General features: G+C 67.4%; 22 protein-coding genes and 2 pseudogenes. 16 read left to right on the plus strand and 8 right to left on the minus strand.

Annotation, left to right across the window (positions count from 1 at the left end; all coding sequences use genetic code 11):
• Positions 1-23 precede the first annotated feature (23 nt).
• Positions 24-533, minus strand: a pseudogene (locus C6P61_RS13720) (IS5 family transposase); the annotation flags it as partial.
• Positions 534-1,110: 577 nt separating this feature from the next.
• Positions 1,111-2,430: an isocitrate lyase gene (gene aceA, locus C6P61_RS13725; protein WP_105730496.1), complete on the minus strand. Its 1,320-nt coding sequence runs from the start codon at positions 2,428-2,430 to the stop codon at positions 1,111-1,113.
• A 348-nt stretch (positions 2,431-2,778) separates the two neighbouring features.
• Between aceA and C6P61_RS13730 the strand changes: the two genes are divergently transcribed.
• The 9 genes and pseudogenes from C6P61_RS13730 (at position 2,779) to yccS (ending at position 10,467) form a co-directional block, all read left to right on the plus strand.
• Complete coding sequence (locus C6P61_RS13730; protein ID WP_105730497.1) at positions 2,779-3,417, plus strand: riboflavin synthase; 639 nt, start codon at positions 2,779-2,781, stop codon at positions 3,415-3,417.
• On the plus strand, positions 3,414-4,544 hold the full coding sequence (gene ribBA, locus C6P61_RS13735) for a bifunctional 3,4-dihydroxy-2-butanone-4-phosphate synthase/GTP cyclohydrolase II (RefSeq protein ID WP_105730498.1): 1,131 nt from the start codon (positions 3,414-3,416) through the stop codon (positions 4,542-4,544). The genes C6P61_RS13730 and ribBA overlap by 4 nt, the downstream gene beginning before the upstream one ends.
• A 2-nt stretch (positions 4,545-4,546) precedes the next feature.
• Positions 4,547-5,017, plus strand: a complete 471-nt coding sequence (gene ribH / locus C6P61_RS13740) for a 6,7-dimethyl-8-ribityllumazine synthase (protein WP_105730499.1) — start codon at positions 4,547-4,549, stop codon at positions 5,015-5,017.
• 23 nt (positions 5,018-5,040) lie between these two features.
• Positions 5,041-5,493: pseudogene (gene nusB / locus C6P61_RS13745) on the plus strand (transcription antitermination factor NusB); the annotation flags it as partial.
• Positions 5,494-5,497: 4 nt separating this feature from the next.
• Positions 5,498-5,923 (plus strand): tol-pal system-associated acyl-CoA thioesterase, encoded by a 426-nt coding sequence (gene ybgC / locus C6P61_RS13750; protein ID WP_105730501.1) that lies wholly within the window; start codon positions 5,498-5,500, stop codon positions 5,921-5,923.
• Positions 5,920-6,621: a protein TolQ gene (gene tolQ / locus C6P61_RS13755; protein WP_105730502.1), complete on the plus strand. Its 702-nt coding sequence runs from the start codon at positions 5,920-5,922 to the stop codon at positions 6,619-6,621. The genes ybgC and tolQ overlap by 4 nt, the downstream gene beginning before the upstream one ends.
• 26 nt (positions 6,622-6,647) lie before the next feature.
• A complete protein-coding gene (locus tag C6P61_RS13760) occupies positions 6,648-7,085 on the plus strand; it encodes a biopolymer transporter ExbD (RefSeq protein ID WP_105730503.1) in 438 nt (145 codons plus the stop codon).
• 13 nt (positions 7,086-7,098) lie between these two features.
• Positions 7,099-8,307 carry a cell envelope integrity protein TolA gene (gene tolA, locus C6P61_RS13765; RefSeq protein ID WP_105730504.1) on the plus strand — a complete coding sequence of 403 codons (1,209 nt, stop codon included), beginning with the start codon at positions 7,099-7,101 and terminating at the stop codon, positions 8,305-8,307.
• A 12-nt stretch (positions 8,308-8,319) separates the two neighbouring features.
• Positions 8,320-10,467 (plus strand): YccS family putative transporter, encoded by a 2,148-nt coding sequence (yccS, locus tag C6P61_RS13770; protein ID WP_105730505.1) that lies wholly within the window; start codon positions 8,320-8,322, stop codon positions 10,465-10,467.
• A gap of 64 nt (positions 10,468-10,531) precedes the next feature.
• Here yccS and dnaE read toward each other — a convergent pair whose 3' ends face one another.
• Positions 10,532-14,095: a DNA polymerase III subunit alpha gene (gene dnaE, locus C6P61_RS13775; RefSeq protein ID WP_105730517.1), complete on the minus strand. Its 3,564-nt coding sequence runs from the start codon at positions 14,093-14,095 to the stop codon at positions 10,532-10,534.
• Between the two features lie 138 nt (positions 14,096-14,233).
• Here dnaE and C6P61_RS13780 point away from each other — a divergent pair, with 138 nt between their 5' ends.
• Entirely contained in the window at positions 14,234-15,259 is a 1,026-nt protein-coding gene (locus tag C6P61_RS13780; RefSeq protein WP_105730506.1) for a tripartite tricarboxylate transporter substrate binding protein, read from the plus strand.
• Positions 15,260-15,266: 7 nt separating this feature from the next.
• Here C6P61_RS13780 and C6P61_RS13785 read toward each other — a convergent pair whose 3' ends face one another.
• Positions 15,267-15,821 carry a flavodoxin family protein gene (locus C6P61_RS13785; protein WP_105730507.1) on the minus strand — a complete coding sequence of 185 codons (555 nt, stop codon included), beginning with the start codon at positions 15,819-15,821 and terminating at the stop codon, positions 15,267-15,269.
• Between the two features lie 88 nt (positions 15,822-15,909).
• Complete coding sequence (locus C6P61_RS13790; RefSeq protein WP_105730508.1) at positions 15,910-16,611, minus strand: pirin family protein; 702 nt, start codon at positions 16,609-16,611, stop codon at positions 15,910-15,912.
• 122 nt (positions 16,612-16,733) lie between these two features.
• On the opposite strand from C6P61_RS13790, the gene C6P61_RS13795 reads away from it, so the two are divergent.
• The 6 genes from C6P61_RS13795 (at position 16,734) to C6P61_RS13820 (ending at position 22,754) form a co-directional block, all read left to right on the plus strand.
• Complete coding sequence (locus C6P61_RS13795; RefSeq protein WP_105730509.1) at positions 16,734-17,666, plus strand: LysR family transcriptional regulator; 933 nt, start codon at positions 16,734-16,736, stop codon at positions 17,664-17,666.
• 91 nt (positions 17,667-17,757) lie between these two features.
• Entirely contained in the window at positions 17,758-18,855 is a 1,098-nt protein-coding gene (locus C6P61_RS13800; RefSeq protein WP_105730510.1) for an NAD(P)/FAD-dependent oxidoreductase, read from the plus strand.
• A complete protein-coding gene (gene gluQRS / locus C6P61_RS13805; RefSeq protein WP_105730511.1) occupies positions 18,852-19,763 on the plus strand; it encodes a tRNA glutamyl-Q(34) synthetase GluQRS in 912 nt (303 codons plus the stop codon). The genes C6P61_RS13800 and gluQRS overlap by 4 nt, the downstream gene beginning before the upstream one ends.
• Before the next feature lie 29 nt (positions 19,764-19,792).
• Positions 19,793-20,539, plus strand: a complete 747-nt coding sequence (gene trmB / locus C6P61_RS13810) for a tRNA (guanosine(46)-N7)-methyltransferase TrmB (RefSeq protein WP_244908936.1) — start codon at positions 19,793-19,795, stop codon at positions 20,537-20,539.
• Positions 20,540-20,568: 29 nt separating this feature from the next.
• Complete coding sequence (ribD, locus tag C6P61_RS13815; RefSeq protein WP_105730518.1) at positions 20,569-21,732, plus strand: bifunctional diaminohydroxyphosphoribosylaminopyrimidine deaminase/5-amino-6-(5-phosphoribosylamino)uracil reductase RibD; 1,164 nt, start codon at positions 20,569-20,571, stop codon at positions 21,730-21,732.
• A 47-nt stretch (positions 21,733-21,779) separates the two neighbouring features.
• The gene (locus C6P61_RS13820) at positions 21,780-22,754 is read left to right on the plus strand and encodes a pseudouridine synthase (RefSeq protein ID WP_105730513.1); all 975 of its coding nucleotides are present in this window, start codon (positions 21,780-21,782) and stop codon (positions 22,752-22,754) included.
• A 15-nt stretch (positions 22,755-22,769) separates the two neighbouring features.
• Here C6P61_RS13820 and C6P61_RS13825 read toward each other — a convergent pair whose 3' ends face one another.
• From C6P61_RS13825 to alaS, 3 genes are all read right to left on the minus strand, one after another.
• Positions 22,770-23,117: a helix-turn-helix domain-containing protein gene (locus C6P61_RS13825; RefSeq protein ID WP_105730514.1), complete on the minus strand. Its 348-nt coding sequence runs from the start codon at positions 23,115-23,117 to the stop codon at positions 22,770-22,772.
• 128 nt (positions 23,118-23,245) lie between these two features.
• The gene (locus C6P61_RS13830; protein WP_105730515.1) at positions 23,246-24,010 is read right to left on the minus strand and encodes a fumarylacetoacetate hydrolase family protein; all 765 of its coding nucleotides are present in this window, start codon (positions 24,008-24,010) and stop codon (positions 23,246-23,248) included.
• Positions 24,011-24,126: 116 nt separating this feature from the next.
• Positions 24,127-26,769, minus strand: coding sequence for an alanine--tRNA ligase (gene alaS, locus C6P61_RS13835; RefSeq protein WP_105730516.1), 2,643 nt, complete (start codon positions 26,767-26,769; stop codon positions 24,127-24,129).
• Positions 26,770-26,921 lie beyond the last annotated feature (152 nt).

Consider the following 26,921-nt stretch of genomic DNA (forward strand, 5'->3'; position numbering starts at 1 on the left):
GCTCAGAAGACTTTGAACACGTTCTTAGTCTGATGCATCTCCGGGTCACGCGTGCCGCTGCTGTTCTTGGTGGAACTGGGCGCTGCGATCAGGGTGGCGTCGACCACCGTGCCTTGCTTGAGCAGCAAGCCCTTCTGGGTTAGCGTGGCGTTGACCGTGGCCAGCATCTGCATGCTCAAGTCGTTGGCTTCGAGCAAGTGGCGAAAGCGCAGGATGGTGCTTTCATCGGGCAGGTTGTCCTCCCCTGCATCCAGCCCTGCAAACTCACGGAACATCGGCGTGTCGTACAGCGCTTCTTCCATGCCCGGGTCCGATAGGTTGAACCACTGTTGCAGGAAGTGAAGGCGAAGCATGGTCTCCACCGCAAACGGCGGGCGACCGCCCTTGGCGCCAGGCTTGGGCGTGTGCGGCGAAATCAGCGCCACCAGTTCAGACCACGGCACCACCAGGTTCATCTCATCGAGGAACTCGCGCTTACGCGTCCTTTTGGTCTTGCGCTCGAATCCGGCTGCGCCCAGGCTCATCTGCTTCATGTCGCTACTGTCTCACATCTGGCGGCCATAGCCGGGGTTTTGCAGACTTTCCCTAGGGCTTCGAATCCCTGCTTAATCGTTGGATCGTTGATCTGCGAGCACGCGGTGACCGCAAGGACGAGGTTGGTAGCAACAATAAATTTCTTCATATCACTCAGCACGTTAACAGAGGCCTGATGCCCAAGATGAGCGGCACCGGAAGGAGCGCAGCGAGTGGAGAGCACCGACAAGAGCCATAAAAAAGCGACAAGCCTAATACCCAGCACACACCGCCAACGATGCATACCTCTATAAAACTGGCACGAATTGGCAATATCATATTACAAATTGACCGCAGACCAGCAACATCGCTTCAGAGATAAGCCCTTAGACAGTACACAGCACAGCAGTCAGGCAAAAACCTCTCAAGCTGCTCGACCAGATCCGCAAAACGCTGCGGCCTGCACGAGTATTGCGGGCAGTCGCGGGGTCTACAGTTGACTCGATATTCTGAAATAAGCGCAAAAAAAGCCACCTGACACCGCAGCATCAGATGGCTTCTTGATCCAGGCACCTTCTCAGGTGCCTGGAAGACAGATCAGTGGAACTGCTCTTCTTCGGTCGAGCCGGTCAGGGCCTTGACGCTGGACGAACCGCCCTGGATCACGGTGGTGACGTCGTCGAAGTAGCCGGTACCGACTTCCTGCTGGTGCGACACGAAGGTGTAGCCTTGTTCGCGGGCGGCGAATTCCGGCTCTTGCACCATGTTGACGTAGTGCTTCATGCCTTCGCCGCGGGCGTAAGCGTGGGCGAACTTGAAGGTGTTGTACCAGTTGACGTGGATACCGGCCAGGGTGATGAACTGGTACTTGTAGCCCAGCGCCGACAGCTCTTCCTGGAAGGAGGCGATCTGCGAGTCGTTGAGGTTCTTCTTCCAGTTGAAGGACGGCGAGCAGTTGTAGGACAGCAGCTTGCCCGGGCAGGCGGCCTGCACGGCTTGGGCAAATTCGCGGGCGAAGCCGATGTCGGGCACGCCGGTCTCACACCAGACCAGATCGGCGTACGGAGCGTAAGCCACGCCGCGGGAGATGGACTGCTCCAGACCGTTCTTGACGCGGTAGAAGCCTTCCTGGGTACGCTCGCCGGTCAGGAACGGCTTGTCGTTGGCGTCGTAGTCGCTGGTGATCAGGTTGGCGGCCTCGGCGTCGGTACGGGCCAGGATCAGGGTCGGCACGCCCAGCACGTCGGCGGCGAAACGCGCGGAGATCAGCTTCTCGACGGCTTCACGGGTCGGGACCAGCACCTTGCCACCCATGTGGCCGCACTTCTTGGCGGCAGCCAGCTGGTCTTCGAAGTGAACGCCGGCAGCGCCGGAGGTGATCATGTTCTTCATCAGCTCGAAGGCGTTCAGCACGCCGCCGAAACCGGCTTCCGCGTCAGCGACGATCGGCAGGAAGTAGTCGATGAAGCCTTCGTCGCCCGGGTTGATGCCACGCGACCACTGGATTTCGTCAGCGCGCTTGAAGGTGTTGTTGATGCGGCGCACCATGGTCGGGACCGAGTCGTAGGCGTACAGCGACTGGTCCGGGTACATGGTTTCGGAGGTGTTGCCGTCGGCGGCAACCTGCCAGCCCGACAGGTACACGGCTTCGAGGCCAGCCTTGGCCTGCTGCATGGCCTGGCCGGCGGAGATGGCGCCGAAGGCGTTGACGTAACCCTTCTTGGCGCCACCGTTGACCTTGTCCCACAGCACCTTGGCGCCGCGCTGGGCCAGGGTGTACTCGGGCTGCAGGCTGCCGCGCAGGCGCACCACGTCGGCAGCGCTGTAGCCGCGCTTGACCAGCTTCCAGCGCGGGTTCTCGGCCCAGTCCTTCTCGAGGGCTTCGATCTGTTGCTGACGGCTCAGTTGTTGGCTCATGGAATTCTCCTAAGTGGATGTAAGGGGTCGGGTTTGGCTGCCGTTTTTGCTGTTGCAAGTTTGGTGCCGTTGAATACAGTCTAAGTCTTCTATAAGACTCGAAACCAATCTTATGTCTTATACAAGACATTTTTTTATTTGTTTATTTTCAATAACTTACAAAAATAAAATCATCATGTGAAAACGTCGATCGACAGACGGGAAAAAGATAGTTGCTGGCCATCGGCTCCGTTTCACCTAGCAAAATTCATATTTTGTAATGTAAAAATTTCTGCTTTATGACGCACCATCCCGGCGCAAGATGGCCCCGACCCGGATCGGTGCCGCTTTCTCTGCGAAAATGGTGAAATGTTTACCGGCATCATCACTGGCGTGGGGCGCATCGTCGCTGTCCACCCGCTCGGAAGTTCTTTGCAACATGGCAAGCGCCTGACCATCGAGACGCCTGCGGGCTATCTCGACGGCGTCGGACTGGGCGACAGCATCGCGCTCAATGGCGCTTGCATGACCGTCACCAGCTTCGACCTGGCCCAGTCCCGCTTCACGGTCGACGTGTCGGCCGAATCGCTGGACAAGACCACCGGGCTGGATCAGCCGGGTCCCATCAACCTCGAGCAGGCGCTGCGCGCGCATGACCGCCTGGGCGGCCATATCGTCTCGGGCCATGTGGACGGCATCGGCCATGTCAGCTGCTTCGAGCAGATTGGCGAGAGCTGGGAGCTGCGCATCCTGGCACCGGCGGCCCTGGGCAAGTACCTGGCCTACAAGGGTTCGATCACTGTCAACGGCGTGAGCCTGACCGTGAACCGGATCGCTGACCTGGCCGATGGCTGCGAGGTCAGCATCAACCTGATCCCGCACACGGTGGAAAACACCGCCCTGGGCAGCCTGCAGGCGGGCTCGAAGGTGAACCTGGAAATCGACCTGATTGCGCGCTATGTCGAGCGCATGTTGAGCGGCAGCGCCGCCGAGAAAGCCACTACATGAAACAAGAGCTGACCCCGGTGGGGATCTCGCCGGTCGAGGACATCGTCGCCGAAATGAAGGCCGGCCGGATGGTGGTCCTGATCGACGAGGAAGACCGCGAGAACGAAGGCGACCTGGTGCTGGCCGCCGAGCATGTCACGCCCGAGGCGATCAACTTCATGGCCAAGTTCGGCCGCGGCCTGATCTGCCTGACGCTGACACGCGAGCGCTGCGAGTTCCTCAAGCTGCCGCCGATGGCCGCGCGCAACGGCACCTTCTACAGCACGGCCTTCACGGTCTCGATCGAGGCTGCCGAGGGCGTGACGACCGGGATCTCGGCCGCTGACCGCGCCCGCACGATCCAGGTCGCCGTGGCCAAGGCCAGCCAGCCGACCGATCTGGTCCAGCCGGGCCATGTGTTCCCGCTGCAAGCGGTCGATGGCGGCGTGCTGATGCGCGCCGGCCATACCGAGGCCGGTTGCGACCTGGCGGCGATGGCCGGTTGCTCGCCGGCGTCGGTGATCTGCGAGATCATGAACGACGACGGCACCATGGCCAGGCTGCCGGACCTGCAGCTGTTTGCGGCCGAGCATGGACTCAAGATCGGCACCATCGCCGACCTGATCCAGTACCGCAGCGCCAACGAGTCGCTGGTGCAGAAGGTCAGCAGCCGCCCGCTCAACACCGCCTTTGGCGAGTTCATGGCGCACGCCTTCCGCGACGGCCCGAGCGGCTCGCTGCACCTGGCGCTGACCCGTGGCAGCTGGAGCGCCGACGACAGCGTGCATGTGCGCGTGCACGAGCCGCTGTCGGTGCTCGACGCGCTCGAGGTGGGACGCGCCATGCATTCCTGGACGCTCGAGACCAGCTTGCGCCACATCGCCGAGCAGGGCCGTGGCGTGGCGGTGCTGCTCAACTGCGGCGAAAGCGCCGACCAGTTGCTGGCCCAGTTCGAGGGCCGGGCGCGTTCGGCCCAGGCGCCCGAGCGCGGTCGCATGGACCTGCGCACCTACGGCGTCGGCGCGCAGATCCTGCGCGAATGCGGTGTCAACAAGATGCAGTTGCTCGGTACTCCGCGCCGCATGCCCAGCATGACGGGCTACGGACTCGAAGTGACCGGCTTTATCAGCAAGACTGAGGAGAATTGATTATGTTGGGTGCAGAAAAAGGCCAAGCCGTTCAGCTGGACGGCACTGGATTGCGTATCGGTGTGGTGCAGGCGCGCTTCAACCAGGGCATCACGAATGCACTGGCGCAGGCTTGCGTGGGCGAACTCCAGGCGCTGGGCGTGAGCGCAGACGACATCGTCCATGTGACGGTGGCGGGTGCGCTCGAGGTGCCGTCGGCGCTGCAGGCCATGGCCGAGAGCGAGCGCTTCGATGCGCTGATCGCGCTGGGCTGCGTGATCCGCGGCGAGACCTACCACTTCGAGCTGGTCTGCAACGAGTCGGCCGCTGGCGTGACCCGGGTGGCACTGGACTACGGTCTGCCGATCGCCAACGCGATCCTGACCACCGAGAACCTGTCGCAGGCGGTCGCCCGCCAGGACGAGAAGGGCCGTGACGCGGCTCAGGTTGCCGTCGAGATGGCCCACCTGCTGAGCGAGTTGACCCCCGAATGAAGGACGCTACCCCCCGCCCGCCCAAGAAGGCCGCCGAGAAGTCCGGCCGCAGCCGTGCGCGTGAATTCGCGCTGCAGGCGCTGTACCAGCACCTGGTCGGCCACAACGAGTCGGCCGCGATCGACGCCTTCACGCGCGACCTGAGCGGCTTCAACAAGGCCGACAGCGCGCATTACGACGCGCTGCTGCATGGCTGCATCGAGCAGGCCGAGGCGCTCGACGCGCTGGTGACGCCACTGCTCGACCGCAGCCTGGCCGAGATCTCGCCGGTCGAGCACGCGATCCTGTGGATCGGTGCCTACGAGTTCAGCCATTGCGTCGATGTGCCGTGGCGCGTCGTGATCAACGAATGCATCGAGCTGGCCAAGTCCTTCGGCGGCACCGATGGCCACCGCTATGTCAACGGCGTGCTGAACCAGCTCGCCGTCCAGCTGCGTCCCGAGGAAGTCACGCGCGACCCGGCCCGCAGAGCCTGATGTCATGAGGCAGCGCGAGGAGTTTGGCTGGCCAGTGCGCGTCTACTGGGAAGACACCGATGCCGGGGGCATCGTGTTTTACGCCAACTACCTGAAGTTCTTCGAACGCGCGCGCACCGAATGGCTGCGCAGCCTGGGCATCCACCAGCGCGAGCTGCGCGAGTCCAGCGGCGGCATGTTCGTGGTCGGCGCGGCCGCGCTCGACTACCACCGCCCGGCCCGGCTCGATGACCAGATCCTGGTCACGGCCCGGATTACCGAGCTCGGCCGCGCCTCGCTGGTGCTCGAACAGCAGGCCTGGCTGCTCGACGACCAGGGCCGGCGCGTCCAGCTGCTGTGCGAAGGCCGCATCCGCATCGGCTGGGTCAATGCGGCCCAGATGAAACCGGCACGCATTCCTGCCACCCTGCTGCAAGTCCTGAATCCATGACCCACGATTTCTCGATAGTTTCCCTGCTTCTCAACGCCAGTTGGGTGGTGCAGGCGGTGGTGCTGCTGCTGCTGACCGTCTCGGTCATCAGCTGGGCCGCGATCTTTCGCAAGGTGTTCGCGCTCAAGCGCGTGCAGCGGCTGACCGACGTGTTCGAGCGCGACTTCTGGTCGGGCGCCAGCCTGAGCGAGCTCTATCTGGCCGCGACCCGCAACGCGCACCAGGGCAGCCCGATGGAGCGCATCTTTGCCAGCGGCATGCGCGAGTTCCAGAAACTGCGCGAGCGCCGCATCACTGACGCCGATGCGCTGCTGGGCGGCGCGCGGCGCGCCATGCGTGCGAGCTACCAGCGCGAGGTCGATGCGCTGGAGGTCAACCTGTCCTTCCTGGGCTCGGTCGGCTCGGTCTCGCCCTATGTCGGCCTGTTCGGCACGGTCTGGGGCATCATGCACGCCTTCACCGGGCTGGCCGCGCTGACCCAGGTCACGCTGGCCACGGTGGCGCCGGGCATCGCCGAGGCGCTGGTCGCGACCGCGATCGGCCTGTTCGCCGCGATTCCGGCCGTGATCTTCTACAACCGCTTCGCGCACGACATCGACCGCGCGGCGAACCAGCTCGAGACCTTCATGGAGGAGTTCTCCAACATCCTGAACCGCAGCGTCGGCGCCAACCCGGCCCAGGGCCAGTCGGCCCACTGACGGTCAGCACCGGAGAAAAGATCCCCATGTCCGCAGTCCCCGCCCGCAAGGGCCGCCGCACCAAGAACGAGATCAACATGGTCCCGTTCATCGACGTGATGCTGGTGTTGCTGATCATCTTCATGGTCACGGCACCGATGCTCACGCCGAGCATGATCGACCTGCCCAGCGTGGGCCAGGCCGACCGCCAGCCCGACCGTTTCGTCCAGGTGCTGGTCGACAAGGATGCCGCGCTCAAGGTCAAGGACGGCCAGTCGAACAGCACGGCGGTCAGCGTCGAACTGGCCGACCTGGTCGAGCAAGTGCGCCAGCTGCAAGGTCCGGCCGAGCCGGGCCAGGGCTTTGCTCCGGTGGTGATCAGCGCCGACAAGAGCGTCAAGTACGAATCGGTGGTGCAGGTGATGGACAAGCTGCAGCGCGCCGGCATCCAGCGCGTGGGCCTGTCGGTCCAGCAGCAGCCTTGAGCCCGGAACCGGCATGAAGCTTGCGGCCGATCCCCTCGATTTCAGCCCCCCACCCGACCGGCACTGGCGCGGCCCGCTGCTGCTGGCCTTGTTCGTGCACGGCCTGCTGGTGGTCGCACTGACCTGGGGCGTGAGCTGGAACCAGGATGCCCCGGCTGCAGCGATGTCAGCCGAACTCTGGTCGACCCTGCCGGCCGCGGCAGCACCGCGTGCGAACGAACCCGAACCAACAGCCGAAGCCGTCTTGCCGCCGCCCGTGCCGCAGCCCGAACCCGAGCCGCCACGACCGGTCGTGCCGCCCCAGCCCGTCAAGCCGCCGGTCGCCCAGGCGGTGCAGGCCAAGCCGCAACCCAAGGTCGATGCCGGCCCGAGCGAAGCGCAGATTGCGCTGCAGCGCAAGCAGGCCGAACAGGAGCGGCGCGAAGAGGCGCTCGAGCGCCAGCGCGAAGCGGACCGCAAGGAAAAAGCCGAGCTAAAGAAGAAGACCGAAGCGCTGGAACAAAAGCAGCGCGAACAGGCCAAGCTGGAACAAGCCAAGGCGGAGAAAGCCGAAAAGGCCAAGCAGGAAAAACAGAAGGAAAAGCTCAAGGAGCAGCGCGAGGCCGAGGAGAAGGCGGCGCAGAAGCGCGAGCAGGCCAAGCAGGACGAGGCGAAGAAGAAGCGCGAAGCCGAGGACAGGAAGCGCGAGCAGCAGGCCGCGCGCGAAAAGGCCGAGAAGGCCGAGAAAGCCGAGAAAGCGGCCAAGGACAAGGCCGCCAAGGCGGAGGCGGCCAAGCGCGAGGCGCAGATCGAGGCCGACCGCAAGAAGCAGCTGGCACGCATGATGGGCCAGGCCGGCGGCACGGGCGACGCCAGCGCCAAGGGCAGCGGCGCCGGTGACAATGCCGGCGGCAGCGCGGGCGGTTCGGGCTCGGGCAATGGCGGATCGAGCGGCAACGGCGGCGGCGGTGGCGGGGCTTCGGCCGGCTACGCGGCCAAGGTGGCGGCGCGCATCAAGACCTTCTACAACTCGCCCGAATCGTTCCCGTCCAACCTGAGCGCAAAAGCCGAGATCAGGACACTGTCCGACGGCACCATCCTGAGCCAGCGCCTGCTCAAGTCGAGCGGCAACCCGGCCTTCGACGAGACCGTGCTGCGCGCGATCGACCGCGCCGGCCGACTGCCCAAGGACGAGAACGGCCGCATGCCCGAGACGATCTTCGTGATCACGTTCAAACCCTGAGCCTGACGGCTGATGGTCAACGACAACTGGATCGCGAGCTGGCAGCACGCGCGCAATCACGAGGGGGTGACGCGCGGCATGCAGGCGCTGCTGGCGCTGGCCTGCGTGCTGGCGCTGGGCTGGCGTGCCGGCTGGCAGGACGAGCTGATGCCGGTGGTGCTGGGCGTGATGGCCTGCGCCTTCACCGAAACCGACGACGCCTGGCGCGGACGCCTCAAGACCCTGCTGCTGGCACTGGCTTGTTTCGGCCTCATGATGACCGCGGTCTGGCTGACCCTGCCCTGGCCGGCGCTGCTGGCCGCCGTGCTGGCGCTGTCGGCCTTCACGCTCACGCTGCTGGGCGCGCTGGGCGAGCGCTACCGCGCGCTCGCCTTCGGTTCGCTGGTGCTGTTCATCTACTCGGCGCTGTCGGCCGAAAGTCACCGCGAGCAGGCGCTCGAACTCGCGCCCTACCTGCTGGGCGGCGCGGTCTGGTATGGCCTGGTGTCGCTGCTGTGGGCTGCGGTCTGGCCAAAGCCCACGGTGCGCTACCGACTGTCACAGCTCTATGCACTGCTGGGCGAATACCTGCGGCTCAAGGCCAGGCTGCTCGAGCCGGTGCAGGGCGTGGATCGCCAACGCCGCCGGCTCGAACTCGCGCTGCACAACGGCCGCGTGGTCGATGCGCTCAACGCCAGCAAGGAAAGCCTGTTCAGCCGGATCGCTGGCGGTCAGCCGCCAGCCTGGCTCAGCGAAGCCATGCACCAGTACCTGGCGGCGCAGGACATCCACGAACGCACCAGCAGCTCGCACGAGAGCTACACCCTGCTGGCCGACGCCTTTGCGCGCTCGGATGCGCTCTACCGCTGCCAGCGCGTGCTCAGCGTGCTGGGCGAACAGGCGCTCAAGTTCGCGCAGGCGATCCGCGAGCGCACGCCGCCGCGCCACGAAGGCCAGACTGCGCGCGCGATCGAGGACATGCAGGCCGCCATCGCCTACCTCGAAGCAAGCGCGTCACCCTGCCCCGCGCCGCGTCCGCTGCAGGCGCTGCACGCGCTGGGCGACAACCTGACCGGGCTGGCCAAGGTGTTCGCCAGCGCCCTGCGCGGCGGCGCGGCGCTCGACCTGGCGCTAGTCGACCACCAGGTGCACAGTCTGGGCGAGGCCTGGCAGCGCATCCGGGCCCAGCTCACGCTGCATTCGGCCCTGATGCGCCACGCCCTGCGCCTGAGCCTGGTGCTGCTGCTGGCATTCGGCATCATGCAGGCCACGCATGACCCGCATGGCTACTGGATCGTGCTGACGGTGGTGTTTGCCAGCCAGCCCCAGTACGCCGCCACGCTGAACCGGGTCGGCCAGCGCGCGCTCGGCACGGTGGTCGGGCTGGTGGTGGGCTGGGTGCTGATCCGGCTCTTTCCGGGGCCGCTGCTGCAAGCGGTCTGCATGGTGCTGGCCGGTGCGCTGTTCATCGGTAAGCGCATGAGCGACATACGAGTCGCGACCGGCGCGATGACCACGCTGGTGCTGCTGAGCTTTCACCAGATGGGCATGTCGCAGGGCGTGATCCCGGCGCGGCTGCTCGACACGGCGATCGGCAGCGTGATCGCCGGCCTGGGGGCCTGGCTGATCCTGCCCAACTGGCAGGCGCGGCACTGGCCCCGGCTGGCAGCGCAGACCCTGCGCGCCCAGGCCGGCTACCTGCAGGCGATCCTGGAACAATACCGGGAAGGCAAGCAGGACCACCTGGTCTACCGGCAGGCCAGGCGCCAGGCGCACAACGCCGAAGCCGCGCTGTCCAACGCCTACGCCGCGATGCGCAAGGAACCCGAAGGCCAGCGGCTGAACATGATCGCCAGCGCCCGCTTCCTGGTGCTGACGCATATGCTGCAGAACTACCTGTCGGCACTGGGCGCACACCGGGGCGAGCTCGAGGCCGGTCAGCTCGACGCCGCCAGCCGGCAAGCGGCACAGGGGCTGCAACAAGGCCTGGAAGACCTGGCGCGTCAGCTCGAAACGGGCCGGCTGCAGGCGGCGCCAGCCGTCACGGCGCCGACCGAGGCCGAGATCGATGCGCAGGCCAGGGGCCCGGTCGGCAGCCTGCTGCAGGCCCAGCTCCAGCTCGCCAGCGGGCTGCTGCCCCAGCTCGAGCAACAGGCGCCGCTGCTGCGCCGGGTGCGCTGAAGACAAAGCCCGGATTGCAACCAGGCCACGGGCCAGCGGCCGGCCGCTGACCCAGCAGCACAAGTCAATCGAACACGATCTCGGCGCGCTTGTCGTGCGCCTGCGCCTTCCAGGCTGCCAGGGCTGCATCGCTCGGAAAGCATTGGGCGCGCTCGCCGAGCTGGACTTCGCAGCGGGCGGTTTCGCGCAGCACCTCAAGCCGCACCGGCAGGCCGCGCACCAGCTCGCCCTGCTCGCCGATCTCGCGCTGGGCCGGGAACTCGCGCAACAGGGCCGCGATGTCGGGCGTGCGCCCGTTGACCGTCACGCGCAGGTACTTGCCGAAGCGGCAACGCGCCGCGCCCAGGTCCCACAGCGCCTGCACCTTGAGCCGGATGCCGCCCGAGAAGCGGTCCGGCTGCGCCAGCACCTGCGCGACCACCAGCTCGTCGTCCTTCAGCAGCTGCTTGTTGGCGTTGATCAGGGCCTCGTCGGCGGTGGCTTCCAACGTGCCGCTCTTGTCGTCGAGCTTGAAGATCGCGACCTTGCCGCGCTGGCCGTTGATGATGCGCAGGTCGTTGATGATGCCGGCGACCATGATCGGGTCACGGCTGTCGACCACATGCTCGAGCGGCATGCGGGCGAAGCGGCGCACCTCGCGCTCGACCTCGTCGAACAGGTGGCCCGACAGGTAGAAACCGATCGCGGTCTTCTCGTAGGTCAGGCGCTCCTTGATGCCCCAGAACGGCAGGTCGGCCAGCTCGGGCTCCTGGGTGCTGGCGCCCTGGCTGTCGGCGCCGAAGATGTCGAACAGGCCGCCCTGGTTGGCGTTGGCCTGCTGCGCATTGGCGAAATCGAAGGCGCGCTCGACCGAGGCCAGCAGAGCCGCGCGGTTGAGTTCGAGCGAGTCGAAGGCGCCGGCCTTGATCAGCGCCTCGACGGTGCGCTTGTTCAGGCGGCTGCGGTCGACGCGGGCGCAGAAGTCGAACAGGCTGGTGAAGGGGCCGACGGTATCGCCGCGCGGACCGACACCGCGGCCCTCGCGCGCGGCCACGATGGCCTCGATCGCCTGCTGGCCGGTGCCCTTGACGGCGCCCAGGCCGTAGCGGATCGCCTTGTCGCTGACCGGCTCGAAGCGGTAGCTGCCGCGGTTGACATCGGGCGGATCGAAGCTGATGCCGAACTTGGTCGCATCGACATACAACACCTTGAGCTTGTCGGTGTCGTCCATTTCGATCGTCATGTTGGCGCAGAAGAACTCCGCCGTGAAATGGACCTTGAGCCAGCCGGTGTGATAGGCCAGCAACGAGTAGGCGGCGGCGTGCGACTTGTTGAAGCCATAGCCGGCGAACTTCTCCATCAGGTCGAACACCTCGTCGGCCTTCTCCTGACTGATGCCCTTCTCGGCCGCGCCCTTGCGGAAGATCACGCGGTGCTCGGCCATCTCCTCGGGCTTCTTCTTGCCCATGGCACGGCGCAGCATATCGGCGCCGCCGAGGGAATAGCCGCCCAGCACCTGGGCGGTCTGCATCACCTGCTCCTGGTAGACCATGATGCCGTAGGTCTCGGACAACACCGGCTCGACCAGCGGATGCGGGTACTCGACCACCTCGCGGCCATGCTTGCGCGCGACGAAGCTCGGGATCAGGTCCATCGGGCCCGGACGATAGAGCGCGTTGAGCGCGATCAGGTCCTCCAGGCGGCTGGGCTTGGCGTCGCGCAGCATGCCCTGCATGCCGCGGCTTTCGAACTGGAACACCGCCTCGGTCTTGCCGTCGGAGAACAGCTGGTAGGTCTTGCGGTCGTCGAGCGGGATGCGCTCGAAGGCGAAGTCCTGCTGCGCCGGGTGGCGCCGCACGATGAACTCGCGCGCGAGCTCGAGGATGGTCAGCGTGGCCAGGCCCAGGAAGTCGAACTTGACCAGGCCGACCGATTCGACGTCGTCCTTGTCGTACTGGCTGACCGCCGAGTCGCTGCCGGGCTGCTGATACAGCGGGCAGAAGTCGGTCAGCTTGCCGGGCGCGATCAGCACGCCGCCGGCGTGCATGCCGATATTGCGCGTCATGCCTTCGAGCTTTTGCGCCAGCTCGATCAGGGTCTTGACGTCCTCTTCGCGCTCGATGCGCTCGGCCAGCACCGGCTCCATCGCGATCGCGTAGTTGTTCTTGTCACCAGCCTTGGGCGGATTGGGCGGGTACTGCAGCGTGACCGACATGCCGGGCTTGTTCGGGATCAGCTTGGAGATGCCGTCGCAGAAGCCGTAGGCGAAATCGAGCACGCGGCCCACGTCGCGGATCGCCGCGCGCGCGGCCATGGTGCCGAAGGTGGCGATCTGGCTCACCGCGTCCTTGCCGTACTTGTCCTTGACATAGTCGATCACGCGGTCGCGGTTGGTCTGGCAGAAGTCGATGTCGAAGTCGGGCATCGACACCCGCTCCGGGTTCAGGAAGCGTTCGAACAGCAGGTTGTACTGCAGCGGGTCGAGGTCGGTGATCAAGAGCGCGTAGGCCACCAGCGAACCGGCACCGGAGCCCCGGCCGGGCCCGACCGGGCAGCCGTTTTCCTTCGCCCACTGGATGAAGTCGCCCACGATCAGGAAGTAGCCCGGAAAACCCATCTTGAGGATGGTGTTGAGCTCGAACTCGAGCCGCTCGACATAGCGCGCGCGCTCGGCATTGCGCTTGGCTTCGTCCGGGAACAGATGCAACAGGCGGCCTTCGAGGCCCTGGTGCGAGACATGGCGGAAATAGTCGTCGACCGACATCACCACGCCATCGACCTCGGGGATCGGGAAATTGGGCAGCTGCGGCTTGCCCAGCACCAAGGTCAGGTTGCAGCGGCGCGCGATCTCGACGCTGTTGGCCAGCGCCGAGGGAATATCGGCAAACAGCGCGGCCATCTCGGCGCTCGACTTGAAGTACTGCTCGCGCGTGAACTTGCGCACCCGGCGCTGGTTGCCGAGGATCTCGCCCTCGGAGATGCAGACCCGCGCCTCGTGCGCCTCGTAGTCGTCGCGTTCGAGAAACTGCACCGGATGGGTCGCGACCACCGGCAGCTGCAGCCGGGCCGCGATCTGCACCGCGCCGACCACCTGGCGCTCGTCGTCGGGGCGGCCGGCGCGCTGCAGTTCGAGGTAGAAGCGCTGCGGGAAGGCGGCGGCCAGCTGCTGCGCCAGCTCGGCTGCGCGCGCCTCGTCGCCGGCCAGCAACGCGAGCCCGACCGGGCCGCTGTGCGCGCCCGACAGCAGGATCAGGCCCTCGGACAACTCCTGCAGCCATTCCCACTTGATCGCGGCCTGATCCCGCAGCATGTTGCGCGTCCAGGCGCGCGACAGCAGTTCGCACAGGTTCAGATAGCCCTGGTGACTTTGCACCAGCAGCAGCATGCGCGGCAGGCTCTGCTGCTGCACCGAGGCGCCCGGCGCCACATCGGGGCCGAGACCATGGACGAAGACCTCGGCGCCCAGCACAGGCTTGACGCCGGCGCCGCGCGCGGCCTTGTAGAACTTGATGGCGCCGAACAGGTTGGACAGGTCGGTCAGGCCCAGGGCGGGCTGGCCGTCGGCGGCCGCGGCCTCGACGACTTCGTCGAGGCGGATGGTGCCGTCGACGACGGAGAACTCGGAGTGCAGGCGCAGATGGACGAACATCCCGGGATTGTAAAAGGCCTGCCCCGGCGCTGCAGGCCATGGCTGGCGCCAAGGCGGCATCAGCCAGCGCGCTGTCATCGCCACGTCAAACGGATCTGCGATCGTCGCAGGAGTTTTTTCCTACGATCGAGCCTTCTGATGCCGCTGAGCCAAGCCCCCGACTCCCTCCATTCCCTGAGCGCCAAGCTGAGCCGCCGCCACTGGATGGCGCTGGCCGCCACTACCGCCTCCGCCTCGCTGCTGCCTGTTGGCGCGCGGGCCCAGGGCGGTGCCCAGGCAGCCATCAAGATCGTGGTGCCGTTCGCGCCTGGCGCCGGCACCGACGCGGTCGGCCGGCTGATGGCACAGAAGCTCGGCGAGATCCTGGGCCGCCACGTGGTGGTCGAGAACCGGACCGGTGCCTCGGGCGCGATCGGTGCGCAATACGTGGCCCAGAGCGCCCCGGACGGCAATACCCTGCTGCTGGTCGCCGCCCCCTTCACCACCGTGCCGGCGGCCTTGCCGCAGGCCGGCTATGACCCGCTGGCCCAGTTCACGCCGGTCGGCATGATCGCCTCCGGTCCGCTGCTGTGGGCGGTCAACAAGGAGCTGCCGGTCGGCAACCTCAAGGAGCTGATCGCGCTGGCCAAGCGCCAGCCGGGCAAGCTCAACTACGGCTCGGCGGGCGCCGGCGGTATCAACCACCTGGTGCTCGAACAGCTCAAGATGAAGTCGGGCATCTTCATCACCCATATTCCGTACCGGGGCATCGCGCCGGCGACGCTCGACATGGTCAGCGGCCAGATCGAGATCATCACGGGCACGATTCCGGCGCTGGCGCCCTATGTGCGCGATGGCCGCATCAAGGCGCTGGCGGTCACGAGCGCGGGCCGGTCGGCCGCGCTGCCCGAGGTGCCGGGCATGAGCGAGTCGGGCCTCAAGGGCTTCAACGTGCTGAACTACTTCGGCCTGGTCGCGCCGCGCGGCACGCCGCCCGAACTGGTGCTGCAGCTCAATGCGGCGATCGCCAAGGCGGTGGCGCTGCCGGAGGTCAAGGAGCGCTTTGCCAAGGACGCGATCGAAGCCGCCGTCGGCACGCCGGCCCAGCTCGGCAGCTTCCTCGAGCGCGACTACCAGGACTGGAAGGCCGTGGTCGCCGCGCAGCAGCTCAAGATCGACAGCTGAGCGGCTTTCAGCCCTTGAACTTGGCGGCCACGGTCGCGACACGCTCGCCGTAGCGGCGCGCGGTCTCGAGGTCGCCGGACGGGATCTGGTCGGCACCGGCGTCGGAGGCGCATTGCACCATCAGGCCGACCGAGCCGCCCAGGTTGTTGACGTCGGCGCGGCTCGCGGTCGAGCTGTTGGCCGGCAGCATGCCGAGGCTGACCCAGAGCCCGCCATGCTGGCTGGCCAGGGTCTGGAGCTGGATCAGGCAGGCGCCCTTGTCACCGTTCAGGCTGGCGCTGGCAGTGAAGCCGCCAAAGACCTTGTCCTGCCAGCCGCGGCTGAACCAGGCCTTGGACGAGGTGTCGGCAAACTTCTTGAACTGCCAGCTCGGGCCGCCCATATAGGTCGGGGTGCCGAAGATGATGGCATCGGCAGCGGCCAGGGTTTCCCAGCCGCCTTCGGCCAGGTTGCCGTCGGCGTCGATCGCGAGCAGTTCGGCATCCGCGCCCTGGGCGACCTGCTGTGCGACGCGCTGGGTATGTCCGTAACCCGAGTGATAAACCACGACTACATTTGCCATCTTGAAACTCCTGCAATGAAGGCGCCAGCGGCGCCGGAAAAAACGCCCGTTCTGTCAGGGCGCGAAAAAATCTTGCCGTCGGCCCGGCTCAGGGCGCGAGGTCGAACACCAGCACTTCGGCATCGACGCCCTGCCCGAGCTGCAGCAGCGACTCCTGCGCCAGCAACACGGCGTCGCCAGCCTGCAGCGCCAGGCCGTTGACGCTCAGGCTGCCGCGCACCAGGAACACATAGGCCTTGCGCGCCGGATCGAGCGCGAGCTCGGCTTGCTCGGCGCCGTCGAACAGCCCGGCATAGATCCGGGCATCGGCATGGATCGTCACCGCGCCCTGGGCCCCGTCGCGCGCGGCGACCAGACAGAGCCGGCCGCGCTTGTCGGCATCGGCAAACGCCTTTTGCTCGTAGCCGGGGGCGATGCCGATCTGGTCGGGCTCGATCCAGATCTGCAGGAAATGCGTGGTCTGGTCGGGCGCGTGGTTGAACTCGCTGTGGCGCACGCCGCTGCCCGCGCTCATGCGCTGGACCTCGCCCGGCGGGATGGTCTGGACATTGCCCATGCTGTCCTTATGCGCCAGGCGGCCGCTCATCACGTAGCTGACGATCTCCATGTCGTTGTGGCCATGAGTGCCGAAGCCGGTGCCGGGCGCGATGCGGTCCTCGTTGATGACGCGCAGATTGCCCCAGCCCATGTGCTGCGGGTCGTAGTAGCCGGCAAAGGAGAAGGAATGGAAGCTCTTGAGCCAGCCGTGGTCGGCATAGCCGCGTTCGCGTGATTGGCGCAGACTGATCATGATGCGGGGCTCTCCTGTTCGTTATCAAAAGTCAATGACAGAACTTTAGGGCCTGGATCAGGTCTGTTCAGCCCAGCATTTTGCCGGCACAATTCAAAAATTGTGAACACTGGAACGCCGACATGCAGCGACAACTGGCCGCCCTCTCGCCCGAGAACCTCGACCTGATCGAGACCGTCGCCCGCACCGGCAGCATGGCGGCGGCGGCGCGCGAGCTCGGCCTGGTGCCCAGCGCGCTGACCTACCGGGTGCGCCAGGTCGAGGACGCGCTCGACGTGCTGCTGTTCGACCGCAGCTCGCGCCGCGCCCGCCTGACGCCGGCCGGCACCGAGCTGCTGCGCGCCGGCGAGCATCTGCTGCTCGAGCTCGACGCGGTCGCGCAGCGGGTACGCCGGGTCGCGACCGGCTGGGAGCCCGAGCTGACGATTGCGGCCGACGCGCTGATCGCCCGCAGCACGCTGTTCGAGCTCTGCGAGGCCTTCTATGCGCTGGGCGCGCCGACCCGGCTGCGCCTGCGCGCCGAGACCCTGTCGGGCACCTGGGAGGCGCTGCTCAACGGCCAGGCCGACCTCGCGCTCGGCGTGCCGACCGACCTCGCGCCCAGCAGCGGCCTGAGCCTGCAGGAGATGGGATCGGTCGACTTCGTGTTCGCGGTGGCGCCACACCACCCGCTGGCCAGCGCCAAGGAGCCGCTCGACAGCGAAGAGATCAAGCGCCACCGGGCGGTCGCGGCGGCCGACTCCTCGCAGCGTGGACGCGGCGTCACCGTCAACCTGCTGCCCGGCCAGGATGTGCTGACGGTCGCGACCATGCAGCACAAGCTCGAGGCGCAGCTGCGCGGCCTGGGCTGCGGCTGGCTGCCGCTGCCGCTGGCGCGGCCCTACCTCGACGCCGGACGGCTGGTGGCCAAGCCGGTCAGCCAGCCCAGGCGCAATATACGGGTCGGCTATGTCTGGCGCGCCGGCAGCGGCGAAGGGCGTGCGCTGGCCTGGTGGCTGGCACAGGTCGAGCAACCGCGCACCAGACTCGCGCTGCTGGAAAACCATCACCAATGAAACCAGGCCGCCGCCACGAGGTGCGCCAGACCGGCCCTGGTGTTAAATTGCCTTCACCCAACCCTAGGCGCTCACACGCCGGAGACTTCAGATGACCTCATCCGACCAGAACCTCCTTTCCAGCCAGAGCGACAGCCAGTCGCCGCGGCGGCTTGCCGTGATCGGCGCCGGCATGGCCGGCGTCAGCTGCGCCCGGCAACTGGCGCAAGCCGGCTGGTCCGTGACCCTGCTCGACAAGAGCCGCGGCTGGGGCGGTCGCATGGCCACGCGCAAGACCGAGTTCGGCAGCTTCGACCATGGCGCGCAATATTTCACCGTGCGCGATGCGCGCTTCGAGCAGCTGGTGGGCGAGCTCGGCGAGCTGGTCCAGCCCTGGGCGCCCGAGACCATGCGCGTGCTCGACCAGGAAGGCCTGGCGCTGGCGGCCTCGCCGGCCGCAGCCGAGACCCATTGGGTCGCCAGCCCCGGCATGAGCGCACTGGCGCGTGCGCTGGGTGCGCCGCTGGCCGACGGCAGCCTGGGCGCCAGCGTGAGCTTCGGCACCCGGGTCAAGCGCATCGAGCGCGACGCGATCCACCCGGATCAATGGCAGCTGCGCTGCGAAGGCGCCGAGGGCGCGCAGCAGGTGCTGGGCGGCTTCGACCAGGTCGTGCTGGCGCTGCCGCAGCCGCAGGCGCTTGAGCTGCTGCAGGAATCGCAGCTGGCGCCCGAGTTCCAGCAGGCCATCGCCGCGGTCGAGGTCGCACCCTGCTGGACGCTGATGCTGGCTTTTCCGCAAGCCACCTCATCCGATACGGCACCGTTCGGGCCGACCTGGAACGCCGCGCGCAGCCAGCAGCACCGGGTGCGCTGGCTGGCGCGCGAGAACAGCAAGCCGGGCCGCGGCAGCATCGAGCGCTGGACCGTGCAGGCCAGCCCCGAATGGTCGGCCGAGCATGTCAACGATGACGCCGAGCGCGTCAGCGCCAAGCTGCTGAAGGGCTTTGCCGAGATCACCGGCATCCATGCCGAACCGAGCCACGCGGTCGCGCACCGCTGGCTCTATGCCCAGACCCGCCGGCCGCTGGGCCAGCCCTATCTGGCCGACAAGCAGACCGGCATCGCGCTGTGCGGCGACTGGTGCCTGGGCCACCGGGTCGAGGACGCCTTTGTCTCCGGGCTCGAACTCGGCCTGCATCTGGCGGCATGAGCGGCTATCGGGGACGCTTCGCGCCCTCGCCGACCGGGCTGCTGCACGCCGGCTCGCTGGTCGCGGCACTCGCGAGCTGGCTTGACGCGCGCGCGCACTCGGGCGTCTGGCTGGTCAGGATCGAGGATGTCGACCTGCCGCGCTGCCTGCCTGGCGCGGCCGACCAGATCCTGCGCCAGCTGGCCACCTGCGGTCTGGTCAGCGACGAACCGGTGCTGCGCCAGTCCGACCGCGGGGCGGCCTACCAGGCCGCGCTCGACCGATTGATCGAAAAGCGCTGGGCCTACCCCTGCGGCTGCACGCGCAAGGACATCGCGCAAGCGCTGCTGGAGAGTGGCGCCCAGCGCGAGCGGCATGAGGAACTGGTCTATCCCGGCCGCTGCCGGCCCGCCAACGGCGGCTTGCAGGGCCGATTGGCGCGCGCCTGGCGGCTCGACATCGCGGCGCTCAGCGCCGACCTGGGCCTGCCCGCCACGCTGCACTGGAGCGACCGCCGGCTCGGCGCACAGCAGCAGGAGGTCGGCACGCAGGTCGGCGACTTCGTGCTCAAGCGCGCCGACGGGCTCTGGGCCTACCAGCTCGCGGTGGTGGTCGACGATGCCGAACAGGGCATCACCGATATCGTGCGCGGCCAGGACCTGGCCGACAACAGCGCGCGCCAGATCCTGCTGCAGCAGGCACTGGGCTACCCGCGGCCGCGCTATCTGCACACGCCGCTGGTCTGCGGCGCCAATGGCGAAAAACTCTCGAAGCAGAACGGCGCTGCCGCGCTCGACCTGTCCGATCCGCTGGCCGCGCTGAACGCGGCAGCACAGCGGCTCGGCCTGCCGCCCCAGGCCGACAACCTGGCCGATGCCCTCGCCGGCTGGACCCGGGCCTGGGCAAATCTCTACAATCCGGCCCCGTGAACACCGAAAACAACGCCTCCCCCACCGACCTGCCGGCCGCCGACGCTCAAGCGAGCGAAAGCGGCGCCCAGGCGCCGGCCCATGTGGCCCACCCCAAGACCATCAAGAGCTATGTCAAGCGTGCCGGCCGCACCACGACCGGCCAGGCCAAGGCCTTCGAGGACCTGGGCCCGAAGTTCCTGCTCCAGTACGCGCCGCAGCCGCTCGAACCCCAAGCCGCCTTTGGCCGCGCCGGCCGGCTGATCCTCGAGATCGGCTTCGGCATGGGCGAGGCGACCGCGCACATCGCGCGCGTGCGCCCGGACGACAACTTCCTCTGCTGCGAGGTGCATGAACCCGGCGTCGGCGCGCTGCTCAAGCGCATCGGCGAGCAGGAGATAGCCAACATCCGCATCCTGCAGCATGACGCGGTCGAGGTGATCGACCAGATGCTGACCGAAGGCTGCCTGGACGGCATCCACATCTTCTTCCCCGACCCCTGGCACAAGAAGAAGCACAACAAGCGCCGCCTGATCCAGTCGCCCCTGATCGCCAAGCTGGTGGGCCGGCTGAAAGTCGGCGGCTACCTGCACTGCGCGACCGACTGGCAGCCCTATGCCGAGCAGATGCTCGAAGTCCTGAGCGCCGAGCCGCGGCTGGCCAACAGCGCGCTTGACGCCGGCCTGCAAGGCTACGCGCCCAAGCCCGACTACCGCCCGCTGACCAAGTTCGAGAACCGCGGCCTGCGCCTGGGCCACGGCGTCTGGGACCTGGTGTTCCATCGCGTCGCGGCCTGATGCTGGCTGATGCGGCCGGATTGCGCACGATGAACGACACCTCCACCCTGGATGGTCTGGGCGGGCTGGGCGACCTGCTCGCGCTCGATGCGCTGGCCGCGCAGGCCACCGGCCTGTCCGAGCCGAATCCGCGCGTTGCCTGTCGCCTGATCCTGGCCGACGGCCGGGTCTTCGAGGGCCATACCCAGCAGGCCGGCGGCCCGCATGCCGAGGTGATGGCGCTGCGCGCAGCCCAGACCGCCGGTGCCGACACGAAGGGTGCAACCGCCATCGTCACGCTCGAGCCCTGCAGCCACCACGGCCGCACCCCGCCCTGCTGCGACGCGCTGATCGCGGCTGGCGTGGCACGGGTGATCGTCGCGCTGGCAGACCCGAACCCGCTGGTCGGCGGCCAAGGCATGGCGCGACTGCGCGCGGCCGGCATCCAGGTCGAGCTGCTGGCGACCGAGCACCCGCTGGCCCTCGCGAGCCGCGAGCGCAACATCGGCTTCCTGAGCCGCATGACGCGCGGCCTGCCCTGGGTCCGGATGAAGATGGCGGCCTCGCTCGACGGCACCACCGCACTTTCCAACGGCGCCAGCCAGTGGATCACCGCCGAGGCCGCGCGCACCGATGGTCACGCCTGGCGCAAGCGCGCCGGCGCCATTCTGACTGGCATCGGCACCGTGCTGGAAGATGACCCACGGCTGGACGTGCGGCTGGTCGAGACGGCCAATCAACCGCTGCGCGTGCTGGTCGACTCCAGGCTCGAACTGCCGCTGGACGCCCGGATCATCGCGCCGCCCGGCGCGCTGCTGGTCTACACCGCCAGCGACCCGGCAGCGACGGCGCCCAAGCGCGCCGCGCTGGCCGACCGGGGCGTGACCGTCATCGACTGTCCCGGCCCGACCCGGCCCGGCTCACACGCCAAGGTCGATCTGGCCAAGCTGCTGCAGGACCTGGCCAGCCGCGGCGTCAACGAGCTGCATGTCGAGGCCGGCCACAAGCTCAACGGCAGCCTGCTGCGCGAGGGCCTGGTCGACGAGCTGCTGCTGTATCTGGCGCCCAAGCTGCTCGGTCCCGGCATGGGGCTGGCTGCGATCGGCCCGCTGACCGAGCTGGCACAGGGGATAGCACTCGAATTCGTCGAGGCGACACCGGTCGGGCGCGACCTGCGCCTGCGCGCTCGCGTACCGGACCGCTTCGATGGGTAGGACTGAAAGCCTGCCCATGTCCTGCAACGCCCTCTGACGCTACACCCATGGCCCATGTGCCGAAAAACCCCGCGATCGCGATGCGCGACGGCGTCTCGCCGAGCTGCGTCGCGCTGCCGCGCATGAAGGCCCCGCCCTGGCCGACCCTGCTCGACTACCTGGCCGAGCGGCTGGCAGCGGTCAGCCGCGCCGAATGGCAGCAGCGCATGGAAGCCGGCGAGGTGGTCGGCGAGGACGGCCAGCCACTAGGCGCCTCCCACCCGTACCAGAACGGCGCACGCGCCTACTACTGGCGCAGCCTGCCCGACGAGCCCGAGATTCCCTACTACGAATCGGTGGTGTTCCAGGACGAGTATCTGGTGGTGGCAGACAAGCCGCATTTTCTGCCGGTGACACCGGGCGGGCGCTATGTGCAGCAGACGCTGCTGGTGCGGCTCAAGAAGGCGCTTGGCCTGCCGAACCTGAGCCCGCTGCACCGGATCGACCGCGAGACCGCCGGCCTGGTGGTGTTCAGCGTGCGACCGCAGGACCGCGACGCCTACCAGCGCCTGTTCCGCGAGCGCCTGATAGCCAAGACCTACGAGGCGATCGCCCCTGCCTGCGACCGGCTGGACTGGCCGCACACGAGACGCAGCCATATCCTCGAACAGGAAGATGCCTTCTACAAGATGCGCGAGGCGCTGCCGCACGAAGGCCTGAGCGACAACAGCGAGACCGTGATCGAGGCGGTCGAGCGCCGCGGCGGCTGGGCGCGCTACCGGCTGTCACCCGTGACCGGCAAGCGGCACCAGCTGCGCGTGCACATGAACGCGCTCGGCCTGCCGCTGCTGGGCGACCAGTTCTACCCCAGGGTGTTACGCCGTCCCGGCGAGCTCGAGGATTACGCCGAACCGCTGCGCCTGCTGGCGCGGGCCATGGCCTTCGACGACCCGGTCACGGGCCAGCGCCGGCAGTTCGAGAGCCGGCTCGAACTGGCCTGGCCCTTGGGCCGCCTGGCCATGAAATCTGGCACTGAAAGCTGACCCTGAGACTCGGGCTCAGTGCTGGGCCTGGGCCTGGGCCTGGGCCTGATCCATGCAGCGGCCGAGGGTGGCGAAATAGTCCTCGGTCCGGCCAGTGGCCTGGACATACTTGATGCGGTTGTCTTCCTGATCCGGGGCCAGCTCGATCAGCCCCTTGGCGCGCAGCGACTTCAGGCGCCGGTGCACGGTGCTGGGCGAGATGGTCGGAAACATGTGCATGACCGACATCACGGTCAGGCGCATGTCGGCATGCCAGGCCGCCGCCATGGCGTTGAGCATGCGCTCCTCGATCGGGTCCATCTCGGGATAGCTCGGCGACTGGCGCAAGGCCTCGACGAGGCTGAGAAAACGTTGAAAACTCATGATACGGTCTCCTGAAGAAGGCTTGGCTGAACGGGTTGCAGGGAACTCGCCCCTGCACTTTGTCGCCTTTTTGATCAGAGTACAAGCAAAAAGTTTCAACTTGCCAAGAAAATTTTCGATCGCTCGGATCAGGCGGTCATCAGCAGCCGCGCCTGACCCAGATCGTTGAACGAGACCACGACCTCGTCGCCCGCGCGCACCGTCGCCACCAGCCAGGCGCCGGTAGTCACCAGGTCGCCCGCACGCAGGCCACCGGTGTGAGCCGTAGCATGGGCGGCGGCATGCGCCAGCAGCCAGGGCAGGGTCGCCAGCGGATCGCCGCTCGGATGACCGCCCTGCCCCTGGGCCCTGGTCTGGCCGTTGACGTCGATCCGGCAGGCCTGTGCGGCCCAGTCGGCCGGGCCGAAGCCGGCGACCTCGGCATAGGGCCGCTCGGGGCCGATCACCAGCCCGGCATGCACGCTCTGGTCGGCGATCTTCCAGGCCGTCGGCGCCTGCAGCCCGCCCGCCAGCCGGGTACCGATCAGCTCGATCGACACGCAGACCGTCCCCAGGCAGTCCAGCAGGTCAGCCGGGCCGGTGGGGGTACGGGCCAGGCGAAACGCCAGCTCGGCCTCGATCAGCCAGTCGGGCTGGGCCGCGGCCGGCCAGGTCGCGGGGCTGGTCAGCAGCTCAGGGAGTGGAGCGGCCGTCACCAGCGCGGTACCGCCGACCTTCCAGGCCCGGGGGCCTTCAGGAAACCAGCCGAGCGCTTGCGCCACGCCGGCCTGGACGGCATAGGCGTCATCCAGATCCAGGCTGGCGTCATAGGCCTCGGGCTGCCAGGGCTGGCCCGAACGGCGGGCTTCGAGCAGGGCCAAGACGATGGCCTGTTGGCGGGCGGATAGGGTCATGTCGATACTCCTGGATGGAACGGCCACGACTGGATCATGGTCCTGTGCGGCCCGGCGGGCTCGCGCATGAAAAAGGGGCCGTTTGGCCCCCAGGGAACAAGGCGACCAGCGCCTGATCAGACCCGCTCGGCGACCCAGGCCGGCACGCTGGCCAGCGCCTGCGCCAGCTTGCTGGCGTCGGTGCCGCCGGCCATGGCCAGGTCGGGCTTGCCGCCGCCCTTGCCGCCGACCTGCTGGGCCACGAAGTTGACCAGCTCGCCGGCCTTGACCTTGACCACGCTGTCGGCGGTCACGCCGGCGGCCAACTGGACCTTGGCGCCGTCCACCGCGGCCAGCACGATGGCGGCGGTCTTGAGCTTGTCTTTCAGCTTGTCCATCGTGTCGCGCAGCACCTTGGCATCGGCGCCCTGCAACACCGCCGCCAGCACCTGGATGCCGTTGACGTTGACCGCCTGGCCGAGCAGCTCGTCGCCCTGGGCCGAAGCCAGCTTGCCCTTGAGCGCGGCGATTTCCTTCTCGAGCGATCGTTTTTCATCTTGGAGATTTGAGATGGCAATTTGCACCATTCCACCCCACGCAGGCACCTTGAGCGTGGCTGCCGCTTCGGCGACGGTGCTTTCGAGCGACTGCAGGTAGGCCAGCGCGTTGGCGCCGGTCACGGCCTCGATGCGGCGCACACCAGCGGCAACGCCCGACTCGGCCACGACCTTGAACAGGCCGATGTCGCCGGTGCGCTGGACATGGGTACCGCCACAGAGTTCGCGGCTGGAGCCGATGTCGAGCACGCGCACGGTCTCGCCGTACTTCTCGCCGAACAGCATCATGGCGCCGGTCTGCTGCGCGCTCTCGATGTCCATCACGCGCGCCTGGGCGGCGGCGTTGGCCAGGATCTCGGCGTTGACGATGGCCTCGATCTGGCGGATCTCGGCATCGGTCACCGGCGCGTTGTGCGCGAAGTCGAAGCGGGTGCGCTCAGGGGTGACCAGCGAGCCCTTTTGCTGCACATGGGCGCCCAGCACCTCGCGCAGCGCCTTGTGCATCAGGTGGGTCGCGCTGTGGTTGCGCACGGTGGCAAAACGCAGGTCGGCATCGACCAGTGCCTCGACATGGTCGCCGACTGCCAGCGTGCCGGTCTCGAGCTGGCCGTGGTGACCGAACACGTCGGCCTTGATCTTGAGCGTGTCGGCAACGGCAAAGCGCGCCGAGCCGCTGGTCAGCGTACCCTGGTCACCAACCTGACCGCCCGACTCGGCATAGAACGGGGTCGTGTCGAGCACGACCACGCCGGTCTGGCCGGATTTCAGTTCGGCCACGGCCACGCCATCGAGGTAGAGTCCGACCACCTTGGCTTGCTGCTGCAGCTGCTCGTAGCCGACGAATTCGTTGCCGGCGCCGCTGTAATCGAGCGCCTTGTCCATCTTGAACTTGCCGGCGGCGCGCGCCTGCGCCTTCTGGCGCTCCATCGCGGCGGCAAAGCCGGCCTCGTCGACGCCCAAGCCGCGCTCGCGGCAGACGTCGTTGCTGAGGTCGAGCGGGAAGCCGTAGGTATCGTGCAGCTTGAAGGCGACTTCGCCCGGCAGCACCTGGGCGCCATCGGCCAGCGCGGCGTCGAGGATCTGCATGCCGTTTTCCAGCGTCTCGTAGAAGCGCTCTTCCTCGGCCTTCAACACCTCGGTGATGCGCTGCGCCTGGTTGGCCAGGCTCGGGTAGGCCTCGCCCATCAGCGCGACCAGATCCGGCACCAGCTTGTGGAAGAACGGGGTTTTCTGGCCCAGCTTGTAGCCGTGACGGATGGCGCGGCGCACGATGCGGCGCTGCACATAGCCGCGGCCTTCGTTGGACGGCAGCACGCCGTCGCTGACCAGGAAGGAAGTCGCGCGCACATGGTCGGCGATCACGCGCAGCGACGGGTTGTGCAGGTCGGTGCAGCCGGTTTCGCGCGCAGCGGCCTTGATCAGCGCGTCAAAGATGTCGATCTCGTAGTTGCTGTGCACGCCCTGCAGGATGGCGGCCAGGCGCTCCAGACCCATGCCGGTGTCGACGCAGGGCGCCGGCAGCGGCGAGACCGAGCCGTCCTCGGCCATCTCGAACTGCATGAACACGTTGTTCCAGATCTCGATGAAGCGGTCGCCGTCCTCGTCCGGGCTGCCCGGGGGGCCGCCGGGGATATGGTCGCCGTGGTCGTAGAAGATCTCGCTGCAGGGGCCGCAGGGGCCGGTGTCGGCCATCATCCAGAAGTTGTCCGACTTGTAGCGGCCGCCCTTGTTGTCGCCGATGCGGATCACGCGGTCAGCCGGCAGGCCAATTTCCTTGGTCCAGATGTCATAGGCCTCGTCGTCCTCGGCATAGACGGTCGCCAGCAGGCGCTCCTTGGGCAGGCCGTAGACCTCGGTCAGCAGCTCCCAGGCCCATTTCAGCGACTCGCGCTTGAAGTAGTCGCCGAACGACCAGTTGCCCAGCATCTCGAAGAAGGTGTGGTGGCGCGCGGTGTAGCCGACGTTCTCGAGGTCGTTGTGCTTGCCGCCGGCGCGCAGGCAGGCCTGCACCGAGGCCGCGCGCACGTAAGAGCGCTTGTCGCTGCCGAGGAACACGTCCTTGAACTGGACCATGCCCGAGTTGGTGAACATCAGCGTCGGGTCGTTGCCCGGCACCAGCGGGCTCGACGCCACCACGGTGTGGCCCTTGGCGGCGAAGAAGTCCAGGAAGGTCTTGCGGATCTCGGCCACGGAGGCCACGGGTTTTGCTGAAGGCTGGGTCATGGTCGGCAGCGCCTGCGGGCGCGTCGAGGGCTAGGGGTTGATCGACACAAGCTGCCGGCCGGAACCGGCAGCGAACCCTTCATTTTAAGGCCGGGCGCGGGCGCTGCGCAGCAAGGAACCCGCCCGCCTCGCTCAGAACGTGTTCAAAGTCT

It is taken from the genome of Malikia spinosa (assembly GCF_002980625.1).
GTDB classification, from domain to species: Bacteria; Pseudomonadota; Gammaproteobacteria; order Burkholderiales; family Burkholderiaceae_C; genus Malikia; species Malikia spinosa.